Consider the following 26,464-nt stretch of genomic DNA (forward strand, 5'->3'; position numbering starts at 1 on the left):
TTCATGATTTTTTCTCCTTTTATAGAAAAATTTTTTATTTTTAAGATGATATAAATAGATAATTAGTAGAGAAATACATATTTTTACTGTTACATATTTTTCACTATATGAAATTAAATCTACATAGTGGAATATAAATTCATCGTAAATGCAAAACAACAAATTGTCAATTTGAATTTTTATGAATACTCGTAATTTTCTGCGCTAATTGAGTGGAACTATGTATATATTTCATGTAGCATCTATTTATATGCATAAAAATTAGTTAAAATAAAATGAAACTACATTTAAAAGCAGGGCTACATGTAAAAAATTGAAGGTACATAAAAATTTGATAATTTGCATGAATTTTAATTTCATAATGATCCTAGTAAAAGCTAAATGGATCTATAAAAACCTTAAGATAGTGATCATATGGGGAAATGAAAGGGAGTAATTGTAATGATTCAATCAATCGAAAGAGCAATGTTAGTTATAAATATACTGGCGAAGCATCCGAAGCGTTTTTTTACTGTGCAAGAAATTTTTAATGAAACAGACTTGCCTACTAGCACAATATACAGATTATTATATACATTAGAAAGTTTTGATTTAGTAGAGAGAAATGAGAATAAAAAAGAATTTCGATTGGGGTATACATGGCTGCAACTTGGCATGAAAATGTATCATGAGACGGATATTAGAGAAAAAGCGCATCCTCTATTAGAAAACCTTGCATATAATGTTCGAGAAACAATCTATTTAAGTATTGCTAAACAGTTTGCATCCATTATTATTGATCGAATTGATAGTCCTAAAAATGTCCGTATTATTGATATGATTGGTGAAAAAATTCCATATCCTATAGGAGCTCCAAATAAAGTATTACTTGCGTTTTCTAAAAGCGATGTACAGCAACAATTTTTCCAACAACTTGAGGAGCCTGAGAAAGAAAAATTGATAGAGAGCCTCAATGATGTAAGAGAAAAAGGCTTTGCCATAAGCGTTGGAGAAAAAACAAAGGGGACAGTATCCATAGCAGCACCTATATTTGATTCAAATAAACAAACAATTGCAGCCATTAGTGCAGAGTGCTTTGAATATGATACAGATGCTGAAAAAATAGAAAGTATAACACAGGAAGTCCTTAAAACTGCACAGCAGCTATCCTTTGAATTAGGGTATATATAAAATTGCTTATTTCGATAAAAACCATCTAGTGTCAGTAATTAGTAGACATTAGATGGTTAATTTTTATATGAAAAGTGAGATTACTGTTGCTTGCTACTTATCAACCTTTTATAATAGTGGCTTTTCGAAGGTTTTATATTTAGCCATAGTAGAATGACAGCTACAAATGCCATCATAAAGGATGCACTAATGACAACTGAGCGTATAGTAATCCATTCAGCGAAAATCCCAAAAATAGTAGTAAAAATAATAATAAAAAGTGCTTCAAAAAATCCATAAATACTTCCTATACGACCCATGCTCTCAGAGGGAATATTATTTTGATAAAATGTATAAAATCCTGTATTCGCAAAGGCAGTTGCAAAGGATAATACAAAGCAACCTATAGCAGCTATAAGAAAGGAAAAGGATGAGGTAAATATTAAATAGCCCAGTGCTGTTACGAGAGACCCCATACCTATTAACCAAGAAGTTGGTATTTTTTCAACAATAACAGAGTTGGTTAGCGAGCCAAATAAAACACCTACCCCTGCGATACTGACTAAAATCCCATATTCTCCTTCGGATAAAGCTAATATCTGTGTTGCAAAGGCAGCCTCCAAAGAATCAGTAGCTGTCATCAAGATGATGATAGCACTAAACAACAAATAGACTACCATAACATAGGAATTTTTTAAGCTAAAGCGTATGACCATTTGCCAATCCAGAAGCAATACTCGAAAAAGGGATGCTTTTTCTGTACGATTAATAAATTTTTCAAGGGCTTCAATGTTCGGCATTTTGAACGTTATACAGGCTGATAGAAATAAAGCAATCGCGTTTAAATATATGGCCATATAGGGTGTTCCGACTGTGAACAAGAAACCTGCGATTGCTGGTCCAGTTAGAAATGCACCAGAGTCGAGTAAGCTGCGTAATGCATTAAAACGTTTCCTTTGTTCGACAGGAATTAACTTAGTGATATAAGTCATAGATGTCGGCTGATACATAGAGCTAGCTACTGTAATGAGAAAAACAAGGACATACATCCACAAGAGGCTAGAAAAGCAGGGGAGTATGACAATGAGTATAGATTGAACCAAATTTAGAAAAATCATTAGCTTTTTCTTATTAAAACGATCGATTAGGCTTCCTGACCAAAAATTAGTGAACAAGGAAGAGATCGCTCTTACAATATATAATCCAGAGACAGCCAGAGCAGATTCTGTGAGGTTTAACACAATTAAATTTAAGGCGATAAAATAAATCCATTCGCCAACACTTGAAACACCAATACTACATAATAGGATGGCAGGATAACGCCAGCTTTCTAAAGCTTTTCTCATATAAATTCCTCCTTAAGCAAAGTGACGATTTGCAAAATAAAAAACCCCACCTCCAAGACGATTAGTCTTAGGGACGAGGTTGTAGAATTTATATACTCACGTGGTGCCACCCTAGTTCACTATTATGTCACCATAATAGCCTTTTCAGTACGGCATAGAGCCTATGCTTATACTGTAACTCTATAACGGGAGTTCCCGTCGCACCATCATTCAAACAAAATCCAATGCGCTACTCCGAGGCTTGTTTCAATAATTCGTTCTTACTCGTTTTCAGCAATCCGAGCTCTCTGGGAAGAACAGCCTTATTTACTCTTCTCTTCAATGTATTTTTGCTAGTGTAGCATATGTACACGATTTTGGTAAATAGTACTATAAAAATATTACTAATTATTTTGTAGGAAGATTTTTAATTGTGTTATCAGCGATTGGCAGTGCTGTATGGATAAAACAGCATTCAAAGGAATTTCAAGTGAATGATTAAGGTCCTCAAAAACAGCAAGCTGAAGGGTAGCAAGTTGCGCTAGCTTCTCCTGTGAATAATGAGGGTCCGCTGTACCAATTGCCAAAAATGCATGTTTGTCTAATAGATTTGTCATTGTATGTTGAAGAGAAAGTAATGGGGTGAAAAGTACATAACGAGCAGGAATAGAAGGAGTCTGCTGCATATAATAATCGACAATAGGCATAGTACCTAAAGATTTTCCTAGATAAACGACTTCTCTATAAGGCTTTGATTGCAAGCTATTTTCTACAATAGGGTTGGCAACACGATAGACCATTTTTGATATGGCTTGGGAGTCCTGTTCGAATTGCTGTTGCTCAAATGTATAATTGATTTGGACGACATCATAGCCAAGTTCTAACAGTAATGCCGTAGAATAATAAAGTATAGGTTTATCATAGGTATAGCCCGTGCCAGAGAGCATAAAACATACCTTATCGCTTGTTCCATCAAAAAAATTGTAGGATATACCATTGTACATGGCGTGCTTAGGTTTGATTTTCATGAATATTCCTCCATCATTTCTATATATAGTATATAATTTTACCATAGCAAGGAGGGAGAAATTTATGAAGGCTATTATTATCAATGAATTTGGTACATCGGATGTTTTAACTTTTATTGATTGTCCAAAACCGACTATTTCTGAGGGTGAAGTCTTAATAAGGACAACCCATACAAGCGTAAATTTTGCAGATATTAAAAATCGCACAGGTAATAAAGCTAAAGCAAATTTTCCGATGGTTCTTGGTTTAGATGTTGCAGGGGTAATTGAAGAAGTTTTTAATGATAGCAGTGGTTTTCAAAAGGGTGACCAAGTTATCGCATTCCCGAAAAACGGTGCTTATGCAGAATTTGTAGTAGCAAAGGAACAACTAGTTTTTAAAATTCCTAGTGGGGTACCAATCGAGAAGGTAGCAGCTGTACCGACAGTTTTATTTTTATCATATATGTTAACACATCAAATAGCGGCCATTGGTCAGCAGGATGCCGTCTTAATTCATGCTGCCTCTGGTGGGGTAGGGACAATGCTTGTCCAAATGGCCAAAAGGCTCGGAGTCAAACAGATTATAGGTACGGTGAGTAATTTAGAAAAAGCCCCAATTGTTTATCAGCTTGGTGCGGATCATGTACTTACATATGATCAATTTAGTACAAATGTCAATGAACTTACAAAGGGTCAGGGTGTTGATATTGTGTACGATTCTATTGCAGGAGCTATCACCGAGGAGAGTTTAACTTGTTTAGCGCCTTATGGCACTCTTGTCCAATTCGGGAATAGTGGAGGAAGAGCAGGAAATATAAAAACAGCAGATTTACACAATAGCTGCCGCAATATAAAAGGATTTAGCTTAGGTACGACAAGAGCTTTGAAGCCAGAACTGTTACAACAGGTGGCGCAGGATATTTTCTCTTTAGTAAACGAAGACAGTTTTCAGGTGCCAATTGCTAAAATATTTGCCTTAGAGGAAATGAAAAAGGCTCATGAATTTATGGAAAGTCGTCAGCACCAAGGAAAAATACTTATTAAAATATAAAGCACAAAAAAGATGACACCCATATTTGGAGTGTCATCTTTTGTCGATCAACAATCTAGTTCAGTAAGTTTTTCATAAATACGTCTTTTACGATAAAGCATAATACCAGTTTCGGCTACATCCTGAATCATGCCTTTATTAGCATAGGCTCCAAAAACCATCCCTGCAATAGGGATCATTTGAAACAGCTTTTTCCAGCCTAGCTGATCACGATATGTGTAAAATACCTCCTGCCATCCTTGAAGCTGAGAAATCATGTTATCTGAAGCCTTTTTTGAGCTATTCATAGTAGAAAGCTCCTGTAAGATTGCTTCTTTACCAACAATATCAGCAGAGGTAAATTGTAGACATTTTACAATAAAAATACGTTCCATTTTATCGTTCGGATCATAGCCATGAATAATTGCTATTTCTTGCAAAGTTTTTAGTGCAGTCCCTAAAATCATTGGAATATCAATAGCTAAAGTAAAGATGCCACCAAAGCCAGTAGAGGCTCCTTGTACAGTAGCAAATTTCACACGTTCATTTTGTAATTTGTCACTGAGGGAGATCATGTCCTCTAAAGGGATCTGACCAATATCAGATATAGTAATAATATGCTGAGTGGAAGAATGGTCACGAATTTTTTGTATCATGGCTTGTTCATTGATTAAATACTTTCCACCGGACTGAATATAATTGCCTAGTTCATCTACCAATAAAGCAATTTTATTTTGGAGAAAGGCAGGTGTCATTTTATCTAATAATTTAAATGGTATTCTCCCTAATTTCTCCCAAAACCATAAATCTTTTTGATCTTTTTCCCACACTTGAATCTCTTGTAAATGCTGCTCTAATAACTCTCGATTCTCCATTATTGTCTTATCCCCTTATGTGTCCATTTAACTTTAAATACGAAAAAAACTATATAAAGTTTCGCTTTATTTAAATGAGATTTCGACAAACTAATGAATCACATGCTATTGCCAAACGGACGCAAGGAGTGCAATTCCTTCATTTATTTGCTGAAGTGTCAGTCCACCATACCCTATAATGATCATGGTTTCATTTGTTCCATTCTGATAGGAGGTAGAGCATGGATAGACTTGAACCCCTACCTCTTGAGCAAGCTGGATCGCTCTACTCTCGGTGAGATGTTGTGGTAGCTTGATGACTATATGAAGTCCGGATTTTTCACCGATTACTTGAAATTCATTTGAAAAATGTGAAGAGATGGCGGTCAATAATGCTTGTTGTTTTTTACGATAGATTGTTCGCATTTTTGCCAAATGCTTATCGAATAGACCTTGTGCAAGAAAGTCTGCTAAGACAAGTTGGTCTACTTTGGAGACAACCGATTTTTGCTCAGAATGAAAAGTCATAAACGGCACTACTAAAGACTTTGGAAGGATCATATAACTAATGCGTAAGGATGGAAGCAATGTTTTCGAAAATGTTCCGAAATAAATGACACGCTGAAGCTGATCCATTTTTGCTAAAGACGGGATTGGTAGCCCCTTATAACGAAATTCGGAATCATAATCATCTTCAATAATAAGCCCCGCGTTCGAGTTAGCCCATTGTAACAATGCCACTCTTCTTTCTATGGTCATAATCATGCCTAATGGAAATTGATGAGCAGGTGTTGTGTATAACATGTGAATTGGTGTTGCAGGGAGTGTAACCCCTGAATAGTCCACAGGAATCGCCTCTGTGGACAATCCACATTGCTGTAAAACGGCACGCACTCTTTTAAATCCTGGCTCCTCTAACCCAACGCGTATCGCAGACCCAAGAAAATGACAAAGAGCCTGAAGCTGGCTTTGTGTACCACTGTATATAAAAACCTGTGAAGCATCACAGCTAACCCCACGAGAACGCTCTACATAGCGGGCAATCTCTGTGCGTAAAGTTGTCTCTCCCTCCCAAGGGCTTGTTGATAAGTTGTTACTATTAAAATGCTTTTTTATAAGCTTGTGCCAAGCAGCATAGGGAAAAGCCTCGTTATCCACATGTCCATTTGTAAAATCAAATTGTATATTGTTAGGGATATTGTTACTTGGAACAGATACATGCCGGGGTACTTGCTGTAGCCAATCAAATTCAAAGGGCGCAATAAAATAACCAGAACGCTCTTTACTATAAATATAGCCTTCTGCAAGTAACTGCTCATAGGCTTCCTTTATGGTGTGTACACTCACATTCAATGTTAGGGCGAGAGCTCGTTTAGAAGGCAGTTGTTCATGAGCAAGTAATTTTTTAGTAATAATCTTATGCTTTATTTCTTCATAGATTTGAATGTATTTCGCTAGATTGCCTGTAAATATAATGGAGAGCTCCAGATAATTTCCTCCTCCTCTGGTATGGTTGATTTTTTAGTAATTGGTTATATATATCATATCAATTTTACCGTTAAATAAGTAAAAAGGAGTGAAGTGTAATGGAATTTATAACATTAGAAAATGAAGTGGTTAAACTAAAGCCTTTAGAATTGAGCGATTTACCAGGAATTTTAGAGACAGGAAGTTATCCAGAAATTTGGTCACATATGTCCACAACCATAGAAAAAAAGGAAGATGTGAATAAATTTGTGGAAAACGCATTAAAGGCAAAAAACGAAAAAACAGAATTTCCATTTGTGATTGTGGATAAACAATCAGGGGACATTATCGGGTCTACACGTTTTATGGATATTGATGACAAGCATCAGCGATTAGAAATTGGCTATACATGGCTAACACCCGCATACTGGCGTACAGCTATTAATACTAATTGTAAGTATTTGCTATTACGATACTCTTTTGAGCATCTTCATTTACAACGTGTACAAATAAAAACGGATCATGAAAATATTCGTTCTCAAAAGGCAATTGAGCGAATTGGTGCTACAAAAGAGGGAATATTGCGTAACCATATGATTCGCAAAGATGGGACAACTAGGCACACCGTTATGTATAGCATTACAATAGAAGAATGGCCACAGGTGAAAAAGCATTTAGAAAGTCTATTAGTGCAATTGGGATGTTAATAGGTATAAAAAGGGATTTATATAACCCGTAAAACCCTTTTTTCTTATAAAAAGTGTCAAAAAATAAAGGGGAGGGTAGAGTAGAGTACCGAAAAATTGAAAGAGGGTAATCTACTTGAAACCTAAATACACGTTAAGACAAATTTATGGTGATAATGCTGTGTATACACCAAGAACACCGTATAGCGATAATCCGTGGATGATGGATGATCCTCATAAGCTAGATGCTTTAACCTCAAGAGAAGTTGCTATTGCTGATATCCCCGTGCTAGTACATCGAGCAACACAAACAGAAAAGGCGCAAGAGCTTCATCAATTAGCAGGATTACCATGGGTAGAACAGCCTTATAGTTATGAGACTCAAGAGGAATATCTGGCACAGATCCAAACTTGGTGTAAGGAAGGGAAGACCATTGTATGTCAATATATACACGACCTGGAGCATATGGATCGTCAATGTTATTGGATGGATGCGGAGAAATTTAATGAGTTGAATACAAAAGCTTATATTGATCATTTAATCGATAGTAAATATGTGCCAAGTCGTCTAAATGTGGAGACGTATAGACTTTCAGATGCCATTAAAAATTGGCAGCCCCCTGTAGTATTAAAGCCTGGTGATGATTCGCCAACCTCGGGAGGATATGGCGTTACCATTTGTCATAATAAAGATGAATTGACGGAAGGTTTACGACAATTTCGCATGACAGGAACTGAAAGTATAATTATTGAGGAGCTTTTACAGACAAAGGACAACTATAGCTGTCAATTTGTTTACTCAGAGGAGCTAGGGATTCAATACTTAGGAGCTTCCCAGCAAATTACGGATGATAACGGCATTTACGAAGGGAATATCATTGTAGAGAAAGTACCCGAAAAAGTAATTGAAGTAGGAAAGCATATTATGGAACGTGGCGTTGAGGAAGGCTTTGTAGGTGTGGCAGGCTTTGATTTAATTGTCACGGAAGCTGGTGATGTTCAAGCAATAGACTTAAATTTCCGCCAAAATGGTTCAACCTCAATGCTGATGTTTCATGATGCTTTAGGAAAGCCCATCAATAAATTTAGCTCCTATTCATCACAAAGCCCACAACAGAATGATCATTTCTATCAAACAATTAAGAAATATATAGAAAAGGGTATGTTATTTCCTTTATCTTTCTATGATGGAGATTATTTTGAGGAGTCTGTCCCTTCTAGATTTGTGGGTGTATGGTATGCAGATACGTTAGAGGAAATTGAAAAACGGGAGAAGGAATTATTACCTGAAGAAAAGAATGGTCTTTAATCGACCATTCTTTTTTTATAGATAATTGCTGCGAAAATCCAAGAAAGAAGAGACCATACAATTATCGTAATCATAGGAATAAGAACATCTGCCATAGAATACTTACCTTCTAACGCCTCTGCTAAAAGTAATAACTGTGAGCTTGGTAGCCATTCAGCTAATTTTAAGATTGGGTATGCCGAAGATAGAGCTAAGGCCAGAGGTCCAAATGAGAAGATCACCATTACAGGCAACACAATAATAGATGCTTCCATAATAGATTTAGCAAATAAACCGCATATTGTACCTAGAGCAATATAAAACACAGCAGAAAGCAATAATGCAATTGCTAAGATAAAAAGGTTTGCAGGTTCGTAGCCAACTAGAAAAATAGCCATTGTTACAGATACAATTGTAACAATTAGAACAAACAGGCTTTTACCAATTAAAATATCTCCAAGTGAGGCAGGGGAGAGCATAAGACTGCGAAGAGTGTTTTTTTCCTTTTCTTCTGCAATTAAACTACATTGTACGTAAGTAGTCACTATGGAAAATGTCATGTTAATTGGTAGAAAATACATGCTAATAGTATTTGCACCTAATTGATTATATAAAAACGCCATTATAAGTGGTAGTAATACCATAGTTGATACGGCATAGTTCCGTGAGAATTCCTTATAATCCTTCATCAATATAGCTTGAATACGTGTCATTGAAATATTCATACTAAATCACTCCCTGTTATTTGCATAAAAATGTCACCTAGTGTTGGCTCGTTTGTATAGATACGTGTAACTTGATCGGATTGCATCCATTGCAATAACTTCTCTGCATCTTGAGAACCATTTTCTATAATTTCCTGTTCACCATTTTTAAGCTCTACTGTAATAGTGTCAGAGCCAAATTCTTTTTTTAGATCTTTTGGAGCGCCGATTGCTCGGATTTTCCCTTTATGCAGGAAAGCAACACGATCACAAAGTATTTCTGCTTCGCTCATATCGTGTGTTGTTAAAAAAATTGTTGTACCCATAGCATTTAATTTTCGTAAGCCATTATATATATGTTGGGTATTTACTGGGTCCAAAGCAGAAGTCGGCTCATCTAAAAATAATAATTCGGGCTTGTGCATAATTGCACGAGCAAGTGTAACACGTTGAATCATTCCTTTGGAAAGCTGACTGATCTTTTTCTTACGTTCTGCATATAAATTGACAAAGTCCAAAGCTTCTTTTACAGCAGATTGAGATAGCTGATATAAATTACTATAAAGTATTAAATTTTCTTCAATTGATAGTCTCGTATACAAGCCACTATTATCTGTTAAAATACCAAAACGTTTACGATTTTGACTTTGCTTCATTTCAGATGCATGCTGCCCAAATAATAGAACATTACCAGCCGATTTATCTGTTTGTGCGGTTAATATTTTTATTGTAGTAGTTTTACCAGAACCACTTGGGCCAAGAAAGCCGAATATTTCCCCTTTTTTAATGGTAAAGGAAACATCCTGTAATGCTGTTTCATTATTAAAAATTTTTTTCAAATGTTGCACATCAATCACTGCGTTCATGTGTAACCTCCTGTTTGTTGTTGATGTCTACACTATAAACAACAAGGGTAAGGCTCACAGTAAAAATCATATGAATGGCAGAAAAAGGACCTTTAATGGAATTTTATTAAAGGTGACAGGAGTCGATTATTTCCTGGGAAATCTACTAAATTCCGAGTATTTCCTTTAAAGTGGCCAATTTATTTTTCGACAGTGGAACAACGGTCTTTTCTGTACTGTTGAGTGCTAAGCTATAGCTATTGCGTGTCCAAGTAATAATCTCTCGAACCTTTTGTAGGTTCACAATATAAGAACGATGGCTTCTAAAAAAGCCGAATGGTGTCAATTTTTGCTCTAACTCATTTAGCGATAGAGTACATGGATAAGCTTCACCTGCTACATAAATAGATACTTCTCCTTCAACACTTTCAATATAATCAATTTCGGGTGGATTAAATAAAATAATCTTTTCATTTTTCTTTGTTGGGATTTTATCTAGTCGAATTGGTGCATCTTCAAGAGGCTTTGGAGCTTGCTCAAGGCTACCCTCTTTTACGTCTAAAGTATGTAAGTCTGCCCCATCTAATCGATGTATAGTTGTACTTGCAACCATTAAGTCTTCTAGATTATTTGATAACAAAATGATAATTTTATGCTCTCTTGCGAGACTTTTTAATAACTGTTGGATAGTTTGCTTTGAAAATTCATCTATATTTTGAAAGGGTTCTTCTAAAATTTGAATAGATGCCGGATGTAGGTACATATTCAATAGTTTTAATCGCTGTTTTTCACTATTAGAAAGCTTACTAATTCTGTTGTTTTTTTGTTCAGTGAGTTTAAAAAGCTTCAATATGTTCTCTGTTTCATTAGTTGGGCGGTTAAAAAGCTTTAAAATGAACTGGATATACTCGCGCGCTGTGAGTCGCTCATATAACGAGCTTTCACGAAAAGAAGTATACGTATCATCTCGTTTCATAAACCATTGCATTAATGTATGTATTTTGGAAACATCTGTATAGATGCCTATAATCGTGCCAGGTTGTAGAGAAAGATGGAAGCTTGGATAAATAACATTGCCTGCTTCAATATATGGATCAACCTGAATATCAATATTTTGTTCCACGTTTATTCCTCCTATAGCTTGCTAGCTTGTAAAAAGTATTGAATGTCGTTGAGTGCTTGCGAGTAGCTCAACTGACAGTAGTTTGAGTTAGAGGCATCCATAAAGCCATGTAAGCCTTGAAATTGTTTGATTTGAACATTCGGTATGTTTACAAGAGTATCCTTCAATGATTGAATATCAAAACTATCTTCATGGCTAGGTAAAACAACCAAAGTTGGACAAGATGGAATGTTATCAAGGTATTGGCGGATCCGTGAGCCATATACACAAATGACACGGTGTAGGGGGAGTGTAGTTAATCTCCAGGCTAAAGTTGCACCTACACTATATCCAATTAATATTACCTCGTTGTAGTTTTCACAAGCCTCCAATATTTTTGGTGAAAGCAACTCAAGAGGAGCATCAAAGCCAACTGTCTGTAAGAAAAAGTCATAGGCTTGTTTTTCCTGGTCATATGGAAAGGAAAGCCCTTCTGGATAAAGTGAAATAAGGGAAACGGCAGTGTCCTCATCGCTGTATATTTGTATTTGTTCTTCAATAAAATGATTAACTCCATAGATTTCATGTAATATAAAAATTTTTCTTTTCATTGTGCCCTCGATCTTTTTTCCAATAGTGTATCAAAAAGTAAGTAAAACGTATAATCTGCTTTTAGAATGAATAGTGCAAAAGCATAATGATGAAAATTTTTATGGACAAATACATAAATTTATTTTTTTACTAATTACATAAATGAAAATATTAATAAAAGGTGACCACATCTGTTATTAATATCATGATTTGTTATAATTTTATTTGATAATGATTATCATTATCGTATAATGGAGTTAAGGAGGATTTTCCAAAGCAATATTTACATTTAGATATTTACGATTGAGCTGTTATGCAGTATGAGCTAGTCCAATTGTTGAGATAGTAATGACCAAATGAAAGGTGTGTTAGGAATTGTTAGAACAAGAATTGTATGATGTAACCATTATTGGTGGTGGGCCAGCGGGTTTATATTCAAGCTTTTATTGTGGTTTACGTGAAATGAAAACCAAGCTAATTGAATCACAACCACAGCTAGGCGGTAAAATTCATGTTTATCCAGAGAAAATGATTTGGGATGTGGGAGGTGTAACGCCTATATCAGGGGGGCAACTAATTAAACAATTAGTTGAGCAAGCCTTAACCTTTAATCCTTCTATTTATACAAATGAAAAAGTGCTGTCCATTGCTAAAAATGAAGATGGTATATTTGTCATCGCAGCAGAGTCAGGGAATATTCATTATTCCAAAACAGTTATCGTTGCTATTGGTGGTGGCATCCTAAATCCTCAAAAAATTGAAATTGAGGGGGCTGAACGCTTTGAAGTATCTAATTTAAATTACACAATTAAATCCTATGAAAAATTTAAAGATAAGGCAGTTATTATTTCTGGTGGTGGTAACACAGCGGTAGACTGGGCATTAGAATTAACGGAGGTAGCATCCAAGGTCTATTTAACTTATCGAAAAGATACATTGTCTGCACATGAGGCTCAAATTACAGAGCTTGCAAATAGTTCGATCGAATGCCATTTCAATTCTGAAATTACTAAGCTGATTGCAGACGATCAAGCAGGAATGATTAAAGCTATTGCTTTAACAAATCATGAGACTGGGACTGTAACAGAAATTCCTATTGATGAAGTTGTTATTAGTCATGGGTATGTGCGTGATAAAGAATTGTTAGATAATAGTCCATTAGCCATTGAGCGCAAAAATGATTATTTTATCGCTGGTACGATTAATAGTGAATCATCGATCCCAGGCCTTTATGCTGCGGGTGATATTTTGAGCCATGATGGTAAAATTCATTTAATTGCAGCAGCCTTTCATGATGCACTTCATGCAGTGAATAGTGCGAAGAAGTATATTCAACCTGATGCTTCTGAGGGAGGTATTGTTTCTTCACATAATGACATTTTCAAACAACGTAATCGTAAGCTATTACAGGAAAGTTTAAAATAATCAATTTTAGGAGCACTAATATATTGTTGGTGTTCCTTTCTTTTTGTCTTGATGTATATTTTAGAAGAAATACTTCTGATGGACTATCAATATAAAAAAGAAAACATAACGCTGATTATGGAGTATATATAAGAAAATTATACAGAGAATATGATTGTCATGGATATCGCGAAACATTTTAATAAAGAGTCTATCTATTAGAGAAAAAAATGTTCGTCAACTCAAAAAATCTAAAATGTACCTGAGAAACTCTCATTTATCATTAAAGAATTTGCTGAAAAATCTCCAAAACAATTCCGTAAATATATGAATTAACAAATACCTAATGAAAAAATAACTTTCATTAGGTGTTTTTCATCTAGAAATAACATAGCTTTTCCTTTTTTGGACACCCTAAACTAGAAAAAATGACATGGGGTGATGATCATGAAAATAGAAAGGTCGTCCGAGTGGGAAGAGGGCTTTATCGATCGATTAAATCATCTTGAAAAATGGGATAGCTGGACATTGTACAAGATGAACTATGATATTGTGAAAATGAAACTAATTCCTGATTTTACAGGATTGCAGGCTACAAAGTACTTACCTAATTTACAACCTTTGAAACACCAGTTAGAAGCAGCTGAAACAGTTATTGAACGTATGAATGGGAAAGCTATTTTAGCTGATGAGGTGGGGCTAGGTAAAACAATAGAAGCGGGCTTAATCTTAAAGGAATACCTTATTCGAGGTCTTGTGAAAAGAGCATTAATTTTAGCACCTGCTTCTTTAATTAATCAGTGGATTGAAGAGTTAAATATAAAATTTCATATTCCTGCCGTCGCATATAAAAAAAATTGCCCGATAGAGCGCTATGATGTCCTTATTATGAGTATGGATACGGCAAAAAAGAGTCCACATAGAGAGCGCATTTATGAGCAGGATTATGACATGATAATTATTGATGAGGCACATAAATTAAAAAATAATAAAACACAAATTTACGAGTTTGTACAAGGCTTAAAGAAAAAATTCTGCTTATTATTAACTGCCACACCTATTCAAAATGATATCTTTGAATTGTATTATTTAATCTCCTTATTAAAGCCTGGGCATCTTGGTAACTATGATGCCTTCCAATCGGCTTTCTCTGCTAGCAAGCATGATTTAGAACATGATGATTATTTAAAAGAGTTGGTTAATCAGGTAATGGTAAGAAATCGTAGGGAAGATACGGGGATTGATTGGACAAATCGTCGTGTTCAAATTGTACCGATTACATTTACGGACGAAGAAAGAGAAGTTTACGAAATGCTTGGCAACCTTCAAAACACAGGGTCATTTTCATTAATTACGTTGCAAAAAGAAATGTGTAGTAGCAAGGAAGCTACGGCATTAACATTAACGAATATGCTAGATGACCATGTACAACCACAAGAAATAGAAGCAATTATTACTAAATTAATGACCTTGGAAGTGAATTCAAAGGCGGAAAAGACTTTGGAAATTGTTAAACAAGCAAATGACAAGGTTATTATTTTTACAGAATATCGTGCTACGCAAATTTATTTGCAATGGTACTTACATTCTAATGGCATATCAAGTGTGCTATTTAATGGCAAGTTTAATAAAAGTAAACGAGATTATATGAAGCACCTATTTAAAGAAAGAGCACAGGTGCTCATCGCTACCGAGGCAGGTGGAGAGGGGATAAATCTTCAATTTTGTCATCATGTAATCAACTATGATCTACCTTGGAATCCAATGAAGCTAGAGCAACGTATTGGTCGTGTCCATCGTTTGGGACAGGAGCATGATGTCCATATTTATAATCTTGCCATTGAACATACAATTGAAGAGAAAATCTTGGAATTGCTTCATACAAAAATTGATGTGTTCGAGAAGGTGGTTGGCGATTTAGATGCCATTTTAACAAACTTTAAAGAATCTGTATAAGGTAGGGAGGTGCAGCTATGTATCCACAGCAAGTTCACCACTATTTAAAGGAATTTTTTATGGAGAATGACTGTGCAATTTTAGGAGAAGAGAATCATTATCTAACCGTTCAATTAACGATAGACATAGATAAAAGAATTATGAATAGGCCATTTTATTGGCAATATGTTGAAGCAACGAATAGCGAACCAAATCCAGCGCAAGTAACCTTTATTACAAATCAAACAGCAATGGCTGGTAATTTATTTGGGGAAGCTATTCATTACGGCTCTCCACGTTTAAATCAGATATTTTTAGCTACAAGGGAACTAGGAGCTTATGTTCAGTTGTTTGAAAAAGTGGATCGTGATATGGGGCAGGTTATTTTAACACCCTGGTTAGGTGTTAACTTTAAAGTTTCGTATTGCTGTGATCGTACAAAAGAAATGCTTTACTCATTTGGCATTAATTTATTGACGGGCGTCATCAAGGAGGGTTTTCATGAAAGGATTTGTTCTTCGGACTTTAACATAGAACCTGAAGAAAATGTATTTCATGTGCAATATATTATTAAGCCTGCCAGAGCACTGGAAAGATTAAAAGCTACAATTGAGTCAATTATTGAGCAGGATGACCATTCCTGGGCAACGGAAGCACAAAAACGATGGCAACGTGATCAACGTGTATTGGATTATTTTTATGAGGATATAGAAGATAAACCAGAGTGTTATGAAATTGAAAGAAAAGCATTAGAGGAGCAATATGAAGCAAAAATTAAAATAGAAGTCATTAATGGGGGATTATTTTATCTCTTTTAAATGAGGAGCTGTCTGACAAAAGGACAGCTCTTTTTCTGCTTTAATGATCTTCAACCATGCTTTGAAGCTGAGCCAATTTATTATCCCAAAATAAATGAAAGTATTGGAGCCAATCTTCAATCTCCTTTAAACGCTCCCTATGCAACGTATAGATTTTTTCACGACCTTTTTTTTGAGCAGAGATTAGCTCCGCCTGTTCCAATATTTTTAAATGCTTTACAACAGCCGTTCGACTAATCGTAAAATGCTCGGAAATATTGGAAATAGGTCTGTCACTTGCTGCAAGGAGCTGTAAAACACTTCTTCTTGTGGGATCAGCAATTGCTTGAAAAACATCATACTTTATGGCTGCTTCAGTCATTAGAATTCAGCAGCCTCTTTTAATTTATGATTAATAATCATTGTCCATCCGTTATCCATATTAGTACGTACGGCTTCAGTAGCAGTGTTTGCTTTAGGAATAATATGTGAAGCTTCCTTCCAGCCACCATGTGTTAAAGTAAATTCAGTATGCTCGCCTACTTCTTTTAACTCAAAAGTTACGAACCAGCCATCTTGATCCCAAGCAAATCGTAGAAAGTGCGGTGCATCTACACGTTCTACTTTACAGGGTGATGGGCCGAACGGTGATTGAATAGTGAATTCGTATCCTTCGATAGGTTGAAAATCATTTGGCATAAACCAAGCAGCTATTTTGTCAGCTGTTGCGACAGTCTCCCAAACTTTTTCGATAGGGGCATTTAATGTAATTGTTTTGACAATATCCTGTAATTTTTCAGTCATGTTCTATTACTCCTTTTTCAACGTTATTTAGTCCACTAGCAGAGGAATCTGTATAAAATATAACCATAGGGTGTTATGAATATATAACACCCTACGGTTATATGTCAACGGAAAAATTTTGTATCTTTCTGTTGGACTTGGCGTATGTTACAATTACTTTTATAATTTTCTGACAGAAAGGGTGGGCGTAATATGGTCAATATATCTGTATTCTTAGTTATGTGCATTTTACTTATTATTTTACCTGGCCCTGATACAGCGATTGCAACAAAAAACACACTGACTGTAAGTAGAAAGGGCGGTTTACAAACAATCATAGGTTCTTGTTGCGGTTTATTAATTCATACTTGTGCGGCTGTTATTGGACTTTCGGCGATTATTGTAAAATCCGCCTATATATTTGCTGTTTTAAAATATGTTGGTGCGGTTTATTTATGTTATTTAGGAATCAAGACCTTGTGGACACTTCGAACAATTCGAACACAATCTCCTGTTGTAGACGATGTAGGAAGTATAGAAAACAAATATTCCCACCAATCTTGCTTTAAACAAGGGTTTCTCACAAATGTGACAAATCCAAAGGTCGCAGTATTTTTCCTAACATTTCTCCCTCAATTTGTAGATGGAAATAATGGAACATTTTTTCCTTTTTTAATAATGGGTCTAATTTACACAGCATTAACAATGCTATGGTTTATCTTCTACGTGCACCTTTTAGATCGAATTAGTGCATTTATGAAAAAGCCATCAACTAAGGCAGTAATTGAAGGATTAACAGGTGCGATATTAATTGCATTTGGCATTAAATTAGCATTAGAAAAAGCTCACTAAAAAATACACCACCTTATTAGAGTTATTTTTTACTATAAAGGTGGTGTATTTTTTGTTGGCACTTAATAAGATAAGGTCATTTCTCTTTGAAAAATTTTTATTCAGGTTGGCTTATATTTGTCAAGGTTTTTAAGTCTTTTTGTAAAAAAATTTTCTTTTCTGCACGCTTTTTATAGAGAGAAAAAGATTTTATAACAAATAAAACTACTAGTATGCTGACAATCAATGAAATAAATGAAAATAACATCGTAAAATCCTCTATCCAATTAGTTACAAAGAAAGTTCGTTAGTAACAAAAATCTTATTCGTAATAACAAACGTTAATAATATATTTAAAGCAATTAATTTTGGTATGCCTTGTTGCTGAATAATAATGTGAGAAAACTTTAAATTAGCTATACGGTTAGCTAATGTATACTCCTCGGCTCCTGTTACTTGTCTACCATCAAGTGTACACCCTAAAACAAAATGCCCAGCATAAGAATTCTTGAGCACATAGGGATGCATGGATTGATAATGAACTTCCATGATCGTATCTGCTTCAATCATATAATGATGAGTTACTAGGAATTTTTTTAATGCGCCTTTTAGGTCAATGGCAATGGCAGTATCAGCTAGAATTGTCCGGAAATAAACAGGCACGATGTTGGCATGTTTAATATAAGGTTTCACTTCAATGCAAATTTCACCAGAATGTTGTACAAATAGCTGAACAATTGCTTGATGAATTCCATCTGTTAAAGTGACCATGGTATTTCCGAAATGAGCACTTTTAAAGAAAATACTGTCATCAGCAATATAGCCAACAGCAATATGACGATTCTCAATATGTAGCGATTTAGCTTTCACTCCTAAAACTTCCTCACAGTTCTTTAATTCATAAACATGTTGCTGAAATGTAAGACCTAAATAATGCCTATTAACTATTCGATTTTCAAGCAATTGCTTCAACATCTGTTACATCTCCAATCTTTGATAAATTATGACAATATTTATAATTGATTGTAGGTCATATAACTCTCAAAAAACTCTCCAAAAGTCGAAAAGATACGTATAATGGCAGGGGTGAAAATATCTAAATTTTATAGTTCAACACATTGCAAAGGATTAAAAAGAAAGGATGGAGAATTTATTGCTAAAGGGTAGTACTTGTAGATGCTTTTATAACAAATACGAATAAATGGAGAAGATAGTGATGGAATTAAGAGATTTAAAAGCCTTTATGGCTGTTGTTGAGCATAGGAGTTTTACAAAGGCTGCACATGATTCATTTGTATCTCAGCCTTCATTAAGCAAAAGTATCAAAAAATTAGAAGCATCATTACAAGTTGAATTGTTGAACAGATCAACGCGTAATGTAGAACTTACTGACGCAGGTAGTATTGTTTATCATCAAGGACAAAAAATAATGCATGCTGTCCAAGAACTACATATTTTGCTAGACGATTTATTAAATATTAAGACAGGTGCTATCAAATTAGGAATTCCACCTTTAATTGGAACATTATTTTTCCCAGAAATCGCTAGGGAATTTCATCAGCTATATCCTGAAGTGCATTTAGCGCTTATCGAACGTGGTGCAAAAATGGTAGAAATGCTAGTTGAAAATGGTGATGTTGATATGGGCATCGTTGTATTACCAGTAGATGAAAGGAAGTTTGCTGTTCAATCCTTTATAGAAGACCAGTTTTATGTCTTTATGAATGAATCTCACCCCTATGCACACCAGAAATCCATAGCTTTACAAGATTTAAAAAATGAAACGTTCATTATCTTTGCAGAGGAGTTCACGCTTCACGACTATATAATTAAATCCTGTGAAAGTGTTGGCTTTACACCTACAATCGGCTATAAAAGTTCACAGTGGGACTTGATTGTAGAGTTAGTATCCTCCAATCTAGGGGTTACATTGTTACCCCATTCCATTGCAGCTAAGCAAACAAATACCAATGTGAAAATAATTCCATTAGATGATTTTGAAATGCCGTGGCGTTTAGGGATTATTACGAAGAAAAATACCTATCAATCTTATGCATTAAAACAGTTACTTGAAATGATAGGTAGGAATGGGGAAAAAAGATTTATTCCATATAAGAATAAGTAGTATTCTAATTAATTCCTTTACTTGTAAAATAGCAATGATGTAGAATTTTCCTTAATAAACGAGCAATTCAGGGAGGTTTCGAGATGGGGAATGGCAAGGTATGGAGTTCGTTTGAAGAGGCGATTGCGGATATTAAGGATGGAGATACATTAGCTGTAGGTGGCTTCGGGCTATGTGGTATACCCGAAAAATCAATCGCAGCATTAGTGCAACAGGGAACAAAGGATTTAACCGTTGTCAGTAACAACTGTGGTGTAGATGACTGGGGATTGGGTCTACTATTAGCAAACAAGCAAATAAAAAAAATGGTTGCTTCTTATGTAGGAGAAAATAAGATTTTTGAACAACAATTTTTAAGTGGTGAGCTAGAAGTAGAGTTGACACCGCAAGGAACTCTTGCAGAACGTTTGCGTGCAGGTGGAGCGGGAATTCCTGGTTTTTACACAGCTACAGGGGTTGGCACACCAATTGCTGAAGGAAAAGAAGTGAAGGTTTTTGATGGCAAAGAATATATATTGGAAGAAGGTATCGTTGCTGACTTTGCGCTGGTCAAAGCATGGAAAGCCGATAAGCTAGGAAATTTAGTTTACAGAAAAACATCACGCAATTTTAATCCATTAGCTGCTATGTCTGGGAAAATTACAATAGCTGAAGTGGAGGAAATTGTAGAAGTAGGCGAGCTAGATCCTGATCATATTCATACACCAGGGGTTTTTGTACAACGTGTATTATTAGGTGAAAATTACGAGAAGCGTATTGAGCGTTTAACGGTGAAGAAGGGGGAAGCATGATGGATACAAGACAAAAAATTGTTAACCGAGCAGTAAAAGAAATAGCCAACGGTATGAATGTCAATTTAGGCATAGGTATTCCAACACTTGTGGCGAATGCGATCCCAACCGATTATGACGTACTCTTACAATCCGAAAACGGACTTCTCGGTATTGGTCCTTATCCAGTAGAAGATGCAGTAGATCCTGATTTAATCAATGCAGGTAAAGAAACAGTTACGGCAGTTCCAGGGGCATCCTTCTTTGACAGTGCAGAATCATTTGCAATGATTCGAGGTGGACATATTGACCTTGCCATCTTAGGAGGTATGGAGGTATCTGAAACAGGAGACCTTGCTAACTGGATGATTCCGGGGAAAATGGTGAAGGGCATGGGTGGCGCAATGGACCTTGTCGTTGGTGCAAAGAGAGTGATTGTCGTCATGGAGCATGTGAATAAAAATGGTGAATCTAAAATAAAAAAACAATGTGAACTGCCACTAACGGGTAAAGGTGTCGTACATCGATTAATTACAGATTTGGCTGTATTTGATTTTACGAAAGAGGGCATGCAACTGATAGAATTAGCAGATGGTGTTTCTTTAGAGGAAGTAAAAGAGAAAACAGATGCTTCTTTTAGCGTTGCTCTTATCCAATAACTTCAGACTTAGGACTGTTTCCAGCGTTATGGTCTCATTTTACAATAGTCTAAAAGGGGATTTCATAACAATGGAACAGCAATGGACAAATGAATTAGCAGTCGCACGGGTGCGTGTGGCAAGACCAACCGATCAGCTAAAGGAAGTAGAACGATTTTACTGTGAAGGTGTCGGATTAAAGAAAATTGGTTCGTTTACAGAACATCGTGGCTATAATGGTTTAATGATTGGTCTTCCAGATGCAGGTTATCACTTAGAATTTACTGAGCATAGTGACGGTAGCCCTTGTCCAGCACCAAGTAAGGACAATCTTCTCGTACTTTATATCCCAAACAGAGATACCATTCGTCATATTGCCGAACGTCTTGCGCTCATGGGATATCCCGAAGTTGAGCCTGAAAATCCATATTGGGCTGAGCAAGGGGTAACCATTGAAGACCCTGATGGCTGGCGTCTAGTATTCATGAATACGGAAGGCATTTAAATAGAAAATTTTAAGCACGAGCACGTATGTAGTCTCGTGTTTTTTTGTAACCTAAAATACCCCTTGTAGTATATAATCTGTTTAGGGGGTTACTAAATGCAACGAATAACGACATTAAACAAATGGTGCGAGGTTTTAGAGCAATCGATGTTCAAACCTTGTCTTGTGTTAAAAATTAGCATGACATGTATAAGTAGTATTTCAGCATTAAAGGAATATAAAGAATTACAAACGGAATTGCCTAAATATCTTGTCATTGTACAAATGGATCGGGTAATTTCAAATGCTATTGCCTGTGATCTTCAAGTGAAGCACGAATCTCCTCAACTAATAATCCTGCAGGGTGGGAAAGGAATTTGGCAAGCAACTCACTACAAAATAAAGCACTCTCTTTTGGAAAACGCTATTGAACAATATGTAAAAAAAGATACTCCACAATAGGCTGTGGGGTATCTTTATGTGATTAATCTTCTAAAGCCTCATCTTCATGATAATTTGTAGCGCTAGACTCTATATCGACCTGTAGATAATTGGCCCAGTCTATTTTGTGAAAATCCTCTTCACTAAAATAAATATTCAAAACCTCAGTCATTGTTTTGTCCCCATCAGGTTCAGTGAGAGGAGCAAACCAAGTAATAGCAGGTGTCTTCACATTTTCTAATTTGGACAAATCAGCAAAAATTTTAGTAGAATCCTTTAGCATTTGGCTTTTCGATCCTTCTGTTACATCTGTATCTTGAATGGAAATTGTGACAACACCGTCTTTTGATTCATCCACAGAGAATTCGTTTTTCACAATCGCGCCTACAATATCTTCAACATTCGTATTTTGATCGACTGCCACTTCCTTTGGTTCAGCGCTCTTTCCACAAGCTACTAACAGTAGTGGAGTAAAAACCAATAGATAAATTATTTTCTTCAATGTCATAACCTCCCTTGTTACTCCATCTATGCGCAAAATGGGAGGGAATTATACAAAATACAAGAAGGTTGTCCTTACTTTTTATGAATGGTTAGGAAGTGATTGAATAAGGAGAAGAGGAGAAGTAGATGTTAGTAAACATATAAATGCTGGTAATCGGTTCAAAGATTATGGTGATATGGACAAACTTGTAAAGTATATTGTAGAAGATATACGTAGATCAGATCAAGATAATGTGGTAAAAGATGGTTGGGACTCGATCAAAACGTATTACGAAAAAGGAGATAAAAAATTAGAAATCCGTTTCTTTATAGAGGATGGAAAATTATTAAGTTTCAATGCTTTTCCTGATCATTCAAGTAAAGACGCAGGTAATGTGATTTGGTTAATTCCACAATAATAATCTAAATAAGAGGAGTTATTATGGAAGAAATAAAGATAAATGATTATGTTGTAAAAGTAGATAAAGAGAAAACTTTAGAATTATACATAACACTTCCGAAGGTTTCTGAAAAAGCTCATTGTGGTTGTGAAGATTGTCAACTTTACGCGAAACAAATTCAGCTCACTAGTCCAGAAATTTTGAATTTCTTTAAACAATTTGGAGTAGATCCTACAAAAGAAGCCGAAGTTTGGAGAGCAATCCCCAATAAGGATGGATATGATACTTATAGTGCAGATTATCATTTTATAGGTTTTATAGAGGGTACAGATGATATAGATTGGATTCATATAGGAGAAGCATCTTTTGGACTTGCCAATCATGATGGAGATTTGCCAAGTCCCATGATTCCAAGTACTTTCTCAAAACCAATAGTAGAATTAGCTGTAAGGATAACAATGCCTAATTTGGAGATTTAATGTGAAAAAATTTTGTTTATAAATTAAACCATGAAAGCCCAGGTACTCAATTAAGTTTGAGCCTGGGCTTTTTTGCGTTTATTATTTTTGAATCTTTACATCATTAAAACGATAGGATTCCCAACCTGCATTTAATACAACGTTAATTTTATCTGTAGATACTGGTTTGAAAAATATCACTGAACTCTCTGTTACTCCAGGTTCAATGTAACTCGCTGCTTTTGCTACGTCCTTATCATAGTATCTGGCAAAGTTAAAATCAAAGTCATATTCATATTGTTTTCCGTTAGCGATAATCTTAGAGAGACTATCCCCAGTCATAGCTTCTTTTTTTGAGTTATTTATATATGTTACAAAAACTTTAAGTGAATCTGAATCTTGGGTAATTTTATCAACTTTAACTGTAATATTACCAATTGTTTGTGTTAATCCATTCTGAGTGTTAGTTGTTCCAGTGGCATTAGATGTAACAGCATACGTTTTAGTTTTGTTATCGTAAGTCACTTTTCCCCCAAAAAGGTCTGTAACAGCATTTAAAGGTACATATGCTTGATTATTAATTACCTGCACATCGATAGATTGTTTTTTGCCATCAAAAGTAAAATTGTATTTAGTTGCAGCGTAAGCACCCATACTAAAAGTTAAAAGTAAAATTAATACACTAAATAATACAGTTGTGTTTTTCAAATTAAATTCCCCCTTTTTTAACTATAATAGGAAATTTAATGAGATTTGTACATAATAAAAAACAGACAACCAATATTAGTTATCTGTAACTTAAAACTTGCGTCCATCCTCTAAAACGAAATGAGCCTCATATTTTGCATCTAAAGCGTTTGCAATCTCCTCTAATTCATTTTCACTAAAATTAGCAACTTATAAAACATTTGAATCAGTAGCAGACATGGACACAGCAGTTGAGGAACACATTGCGGCTCATTATTATGATTTAACAAATCAGAACGTGCCATCGTTTTCAAACTTGCTTCTCATAGCTTTGAACATCCAGGGGCTTGTCATTTGAAAGCTGCCACAATTGCAGCAGCATTGGAGATCAGCACAAAGACAGTTTATCGGGCTATTTCAAAACTGGAATCGTTAGGGATCGTTAAGAAAGAAACCACTGTAAAAAGCAAAGGTGGACAAGGAGCAAGCATCTACATTATTTGCCTTACAATGTCCCAGCGTGCAAATGCTGAAAAACCTTGTGAGAGTAAGGTTGAAGCGCAACAATCTAAAAACCAATCATCTAAATCTTTTAAGTTCTAAACAAGCAAATAATATTATGAGTCTTGGCAAATGAATTAGCTTTGCAAGCTGAAAAGAAAAAGGCATACATGAACGAGTACCAAGTAATGCTACACGATTTCATGCACTCGATGCCTATACAAGATGAATTAAAAGATCAACTTCACAAATGTATCTTGGCTACAAAAATGAACGATATACGTGATTTTGGGAACGTTAAGGACGTTTTAGCTAACATTATCAGCGATATTGTGAACGGTACATTAACTATCACTAGTACATTAAGAGCTGTATTTGTAGGGGCGTTTAACAAGGCTGTAGAACGTTCTAGTATGAAGGTGACTTATTCATCATCTATTTAAGAAACAGCAGATAGAGAGCGTCCAGTACTTTTTATAATTGGCTGAATGAGCGTGATAGTCGAACAGAAATATGTAGTAGACCAAACTTAGAAAACTGGCTGGAATGGTGAAAGGGGAAATAGAATATGACTCATTTTGAATATATGGAACTGCAGGGGCAATTATCAATTTTTGATTTGGAAGATCAATATGAGGAAATGAAATTTAAGAAGGAATCCACAAATGTTAATAAGCCTGTTGATAAAAAAATGTATATTGAGCCTCGCATGAGAGGGTATATTGTGCGGAGATAAACAAGTGTTTAATTTTAATTACCAATAATTATAATGAGGTTTAACCTCAATTTAACCCCATTGGCTATTTTGGGATGAAAAAAGCACCTTAACCAATTTGGCTAAGATGCTGTAGAAACCTTGATATAACACTATTTAAGTAAAAGCCGCGTATGCCGTAGTTATTATAGAAAGTTTTAAACCACCACTCCTCAAAGTGGGTGTTCGCAGAAGTTTTCCTGCTTATCCTCATGCACCGTAGTGTGAGGCCCGTCATTCCAACTCCAATAATAAAACTCCCTTTTACAGCTTAAAGGTTAAAACTTAATATTATACGAACAATGCAGCCTTTATGGATATAATAAAGCATGATCGATAAACATGCAAGTAAGATGATAATGGCAAATTAGTCAATGGGCAAGTGTTCCAAATAGCGTTATAAACATCTTGTACTACCTTCAAAAAGGTGCTGATGTTTCATATTTTTTTCACAAATGCGAACGGAAAATACGAACAACCTTTGCTAAATAAGGTCGACTATGTAAAGATAGGAGCATAAAGAGGATTTTCCTAGTAAAAATATAAAAGGAGGAAGCAAAAATGGCAGCTTATCCAAATTGTCCAAAATGTCATTCAGAATATACATATGAGGATGGAGCAAATTATGTATGTCCAGAATGTGCGCATGAATGGAGTATGGACGCAACTGAACAGGAATCAGATGCACTTATTGTAAAAGATGCAAATGGTAATCTGTTAGCTGACGGCGATTCAGTTACTGTTATTAAGGATTTAAAGGTGAAGGGCAGTTCTTCCACTTTAAAAATTGGGACAAAGGTAAAAAGTATTCGTCTAGTGGAAGGCGATCATAATATCGACTGTAAAATTGATGGCTTTGGTGCCATGAAATTAAAATCAGAATTTGTGAAAAAGGCCTAACAAACAAAATGCACCTCAACT

At 35.4% G+C, this 26,464-nt stretch carries 32 protein-coding genes, 1 other RNA gene and 1 other annotated feature; of the genes, 19 read left to right on the forward strand and 14 right to left on the reverse strand.

From position 1 onward, the window contains the following. Positions 1-441: 441 nt before the first annotated feature. Positions 442-1,170 carry an IclR family transcriptional regulator gene (locus tag VK91_RS12515; RefSeq protein ID WP_048393175.1) on the forward strand — a complete coding sequence of 243 codons (729 nt, stop codon included), beginning with the start codon at positions 442-444 and terminating at the stop codon, positions 1,168-1,170. An 80-nt stretch (positions 1,171-1,250) separates the two neighbouring features. Here VK91_RS12515 and VK91_RS12520 read toward each other — a convergent pair whose 3' ends face one another. Further along, positions 1,251-2,495 (reverse strand): MFS transporter, encoded by a 1,245-nt coding sequence (locus VK91_RS12520; RefSeq protein WP_048393177.1) that lies wholly within the window; start codon positions 2,493-2,495, stop codon positions 1,251-1,253. 66 nt (positions 2,496-2,561) lie between these two features. Continuing rightward, positions 2,562-2,826 (reverse strand) — a binding site (T-box leader). A gap of 52 nt (positions 2,827-2,878) precedes the next feature. Then, positions 2,879-3,502, reverse strand: a complete 624-nt coding sequence (locus VK91_RS12525) for an alpha/beta hydrolase (RefSeq protein ID WP_048393179.1) — start codon at positions 3,500-3,502, stop codon at positions 2,879-2,881. A gap of 64 nt (positions 3,503-3,566) precedes the next feature. Between VK91_RS12525 and VK91_RS12530 the strand changes: the two genes are divergently transcribed. Next, positions 3,567-4,535, forward strand: coding sequence for a zinc-binding dehydrogenase (locus VK91_RS12530; protein ID WP_048393181.1), 969 nt, complete (start codon positions 3,567-3,569; stop codon positions 4,533-4,535). A 47-nt stretch (positions 4,536-4,582) separates the two neighbouring features. Here VK91_RS12530 and VK91_RS12535 read toward each other — a convergent pair whose 3' ends face one another. Both VK91_RS12535 and VK91_RS12540 read right to left on the reverse strand, forming a co-directional pair. Then, on the reverse strand, positions 4,583-5,389 hold the full coding sequence (locus tag VK91_RS12535) for an EcsC family protein (protein WP_009373716.1): 807 nt from the start codon (positions 5,387-5,389) through the stop codon (positions 4,583-4,585). A gap of 105 nt (positions 5,390-5,494) precedes the next feature. After that, entirely contained in the window at positions 5,495-6,856 is a 1,362-nt protein-coding gene (locus VK91_RS12540) for a PLP-dependent aminotransferase family protein (RefSeq protein ID WP_048393185.1), read from the reverse strand. A 98-nt stretch (positions 6,857-6,954) separates the two neighbouring features. On the opposite strand from VK91_RS12540, the gene VK91_RS12545 reads away from it, so the two are divergent. Together VK91_RS12545 and VK91_RS12550 are read left to right on the forward strand one after the other, a co-directional pair. Continuing rightward, positions 6,955-7,542 (forward strand): GNAT family N-acetyltransferase, encoded by a 588-nt coding sequence (locus tag VK91_RS12545; RefSeq protein WP_009373719.1) that lies wholly within the window; start codon positions 6,955-6,957, stop codon positions 7,540-7,542. 115 nt (positions 7,543-7,657) lie between these two features. Next, positions 7,658-8,830: an ATP-grasp domain-containing protein gene (locus VK91_RS12550; protein ID WP_048393186.1), complete on the forward strand. Its 1,173-nt coding sequence runs from the start codon at positions 7,658-7,660 to the stop codon at positions 8,828-8,830. On the opposite strand, the gene VK91_RS12555 is transcribed toward VK91_RS12550, so the two are convergent. The 4 genes from VK91_RS12555 to VK91_RS12570 form a co-directional block, all read right to left on the reverse strand. Beyond that, positions 8,827-9,534, reverse strand: a complete 708-nt coding sequence (locus tag VK91_RS12555; RefSeq protein ID WP_048393188.1) for an ABC transporter permease — start codon at positions 9,532-9,534, stop codon at positions 8,827-8,829. The genes VK91_RS12550 and VK91_RS12555 overlap by 4 nt on opposite strands. Then, positions 9,531-10,379, reverse strand: a complete 849-nt coding sequence (locus tag VK91_RS12560) for an ABC transporter ATP-binding protein (protein WP_048393190.1) — start codon at positions 10,377-10,379, stop codon at positions 9,531-9,533. Before VK91_RS12560 ends, VK91_RS12555 begins: the two co-directional genes overlap by 4 nt. 145 nt (positions 10,380-10,524) lie before the next feature. Continuing rightward, positions 10,525-11,481, reverse strand: a complete 957-nt coding sequence (locus VK91_RS12565; RefSeq protein ID WP_048393192.1) for a LytTR family transcriptional regulator DNA-binding domain-containing protein — start codon at positions 11,479-11,481, stop codon at positions 10,525-10,527. Between the two features lie 11 nt (positions 11,482-11,492). After that, positions 11,493-12,071, reverse strand: coding sequence for a dienelactone hydrolase family protein (locus tag VK91_RS12570; protein WP_048393194.1), 579 nt, complete (start codon positions 12,069-12,071; stop codon positions 11,493-11,495). A gap of 355 nt (positions 12,072-12,426) precedes the next feature. Here VK91_RS12570 and VK91_RS12575 point away from each other — a divergent pair, with 355 nt between their 5' ends. The 3 genes from VK91_RS12575 to VK91_RS12585 all read left to right on the forward strand — a co-directional run bounded on the left by VK91_RS12575 (position 12,427) and on the right by VK91_RS12585 (position 16,208). Next, positions 12,427-13,476, forward strand: a complete 1,050-nt coding sequence (locus tag VK91_RS12575; RefSeq protein WP_048393196.1) for an NAD(P)/FAD-dependent oxidoreductase — start codon at positions 12,427-12,429, stop codon at positions 13,474-13,476. A gap of 420 nt (positions 13,477-13,896) precedes the next feature. After that, positions 13,897-15,411, forward strand: a complete 1,515-nt coding sequence (locus VK91_RS12580; RefSeq protein WP_048393198.1) for a DEAD/DEAH box helicase — start codon at positions 13,897-13,899, stop codon at positions 15,409-15,411. Between the two features lie 17 nt (positions 15,412-15,428). Continuing rightward, entirely contained in the window at positions 15,429-16,208 is a 780-nt protein-coding gene (locus tag VK91_RS12585; RefSeq protein WP_048393200.1) for a YqhG family protein, read from the forward strand. 40 nt (positions 16,209-16,248) lie between these two features. On the opposite strand, the gene VK91_RS12590 is transcribed toward VK91_RS12585, so the two are convergent. Both VK91_RS12590 and VK91_RS12595 read right to left on the reverse strand, forming a co-directional pair. Beyond that, positions 16,249-16,569 (reverse strand): helix-turn-helix transcriptional regulator, encoded by a 321-nt coding sequence (locus tag VK91_RS12590; protein WP_048393202.1) that lies wholly within the window; start codon positions 16,567-16,569, stop codon positions 16,249-16,251. Further along, positions 16,569-16,991, reverse strand: a complete 423-nt coding sequence (locus VK91_RS12595; RefSeq protein ID WP_048393204.1) for an SRPBCC domain-containing protein — start codon at positions 16,989-16,991, stop codon at positions 16,569-16,571. Before VK91_RS12595 ends, VK91_RS12590 begins: the two co-directional genes overlap by 1 nt. Positions 16,992-17,183: 192 nt before the next feature. On the opposite strand from VK91_RS12595, the gene VK91_RS12600 reads away from it, so the two are divergent. After that, positions 17,184-17,822, forward strand: a complete 639-nt coding sequence (locus tag VK91_RS12600; RefSeq protein ID WP_048393206.1) for a LysE family translocator — start codon at positions 17,184-17,186, stop codon at positions 17,820-17,822. 270 nt (positions 17,823-18,092) lie between these two features. On the opposite strand, the gene VK91_RS12605 is transcribed toward VK91_RS12600, so the two are convergent. After that, positions 18,093-18,776 carry a hypothetical protein gene (locus VK91_RS12605; protein WP_048393208.1) on the reverse strand — a complete coding sequence of 228 codons (684 nt, stop codon included), beginning with the start codon at positions 18,774-18,776 and terminating at the stop codon, positions 18,093-18,095. Between the two features lie 241 nt (positions 18,777-19,017). Between VK91_RS12605 and VK91_RS12610 the strand changes: the two genes are divergently transcribed. From VK91_RS12610 to ytxJ, 5 genes are all read left to right on the forward strand, one after another. Continuing rightward, positions 19,018-19,926: a LysR family transcriptional regulator gene (locus VK91_RS12610; RefSeq protein WP_048393210.1), complete on the forward strand. Its 909-nt coding sequence runs from the start codon at positions 19,018-19,020 to the stop codon at positions 19,924-19,926. Between the two features lie 83 nt (positions 19,927-20,009). Next, entirely contained in the window at positions 20,010-20,717 is a 708-nt protein-coding gene (locus VK91_RS12615; RefSeq protein ID WP_004229828.1) for a CoA transferase subunit A, read from the forward strand. After that, entirely contained in the window at positions 20,714-21,355 is a 642-nt protein-coding gene (locus tag VK91_RS12620; RefSeq protein ID WP_304413723.1) for a 3-oxoacid CoA-transferase subunit B, read from the forward strand. The genes VK91_RS12615 and VK91_RS12620 overlap by 4 nt, the downstream gene beginning before the upstream one ends. A 70-nt stretch (positions 21,356-21,425) precedes the next feature. Next, positions 21,426-21,839, forward strand: coding sequence for a VOC family protein (locus VK91_RS12625; RefSeq protein WP_048393214.1), 414 nt, complete (start codon positions 21,426-21,428; stop codon positions 21,837-21,839). A 96-nt stretch (positions 21,840-21,935) separates the two neighbouring features. Then, positions 21,936-22,280 carry a bacillithiol system redox-active protein YtxJ gene (ytxJ, locus tag VK91_RS12630; RefSeq protein WP_048393217.1) on the forward strand — a complete coding sequence of 115 codons (345 nt, stop codon included), beginning with the start codon at positions 21,936-21,938 and terminating at the stop codon, positions 22,278-22,280. A gap of 22 nt (positions 22,281-22,302) precedes the next feature. On the opposite strand, the gene VK91_RS12635 is transcribed toward ytxJ, so the two are convergent. Then, positions 22,303-22,767, reverse strand: a complete 465-nt coding sequence (locus VK91_RS12635) for a hypothetical protein (protein ID WP_231595654.1) — start codon at positions 22,765-22,767, stop codon at positions 22,303-22,305. A gap of 172 nt (positions 22,768-22,939) precedes the next feature. On the opposite strand from VK91_RS12635, the gene VK91_RS12640 reads away from it, so the two are divergent. Beyond that, a complete protein-coding gene (locus VK91_RS12640; protein ID WP_048393221.1) occupies positions 22,940-23,161 on the forward strand; it encodes a hypothetical protein in 222 nt (73 codons plus the stop codon). A gap of 23 nt (positions 23,162-23,184) precedes the next feature. Beyond that, entirely contained in the window at positions 23,185-23,622 is a 438-nt protein-coding gene (locus VK91_RS12645) for a hypothetical protein (protein ID WP_048393223.1), read from the forward strand. 81 nt (positions 23,623-23,703) lie between these two features. Here the strand turns inward: VK91_RS12645 and VK91_RS12650 are convergent, their stop codons facing one another. After that, positions 23,704-24,309 carry a stalk domain-containing protein gene (locus VK91_RS12650; protein ID WP_048393225.1) on the reverse strand — a complete coding sequence of 202 codons (606 nt, stop codon included), beginning with the start codon at positions 24,307-24,309 and terminating at the stop codon, positions 23,704-23,706. 282 nt (positions 24,310-24,591) lie between these two features. On the opposite strand from VK91_RS12650, the gene VK91_RS12655 reads away from it, so the two are divergent. The 3 genes from VK91_RS12655 (at position 24,592) to VK91_RS22720 (ending at position 25,525) form a co-directional block, all read left to right on the forward strand. After that, complete coding sequence (locus VK91_RS12655) at positions 24,592-24,891, forward strand: helix-turn-helix domain-containing protein (protein ID WP_082148150.1); 300 nt, start codon at positions 24,592-24,594, stop codon at positions 24,889-24,891. Between the two features lie 23 nt (positions 24,892-24,914). Further along, on the forward strand, positions 24,915-25,232 hold the full coding sequence (locus VK91_RS12660) for a hypothetical protein (protein WP_048393227.1): 318 nt from the start codon (positions 24,915-24,917) through the stop codon (positions 25,230-25,232). 125 nt (positions 25,233-25,357) lie between these two features. Continuing rightward, complete coding sequence (locus VK91_RS22720) at positions 25,358-25,525, forward strand: hypothetical protein (RefSeq protein ID WP_156181902.1); 168 nt, start codon at positions 25,358-25,360, stop codon at positions 25,523-25,525. A 139-nt stretch (positions 25,526-25,664) separates the two neighbouring features. Here the strand turns inward: VK91_RS22720 and ssrS are convergent. After that, a non-coding RNA gene (ssrS, locus tag VK91_RS22500) (6S RNA) lies at positions 25,665-25,857 on the reverse strand. A 247-nt stretch (positions 25,858-26,104) separates the two neighbouring features. Between ssrS and VK91_RS12665 the strand changes: the two genes are divergently transcribed. Further along, the gene (locus VK91_RS12665; protein ID WP_048393229.1) at positions 26,105-26,443 is read left to right on the forward strand and encodes a zinc ribbon domain-containing protein YjdM; all 339 of its coding nucleotides are present in this window, start codon (positions 26,105-26,107) and stop codon (positions 26,441-26,443) included. Positions 26,444-26,464 lie beyond the last annotated feature (21 nt).

It is taken from the genome of Lysinibacillus sp. LK3 (assembly GCF_001043675.1).
Taxonomy (GTDB): Bacteria; Bacillota; Bacilli; order Bacillales_A; family Planococcaceae; genus Lysinibacillus; species Lysinibacillus capsici.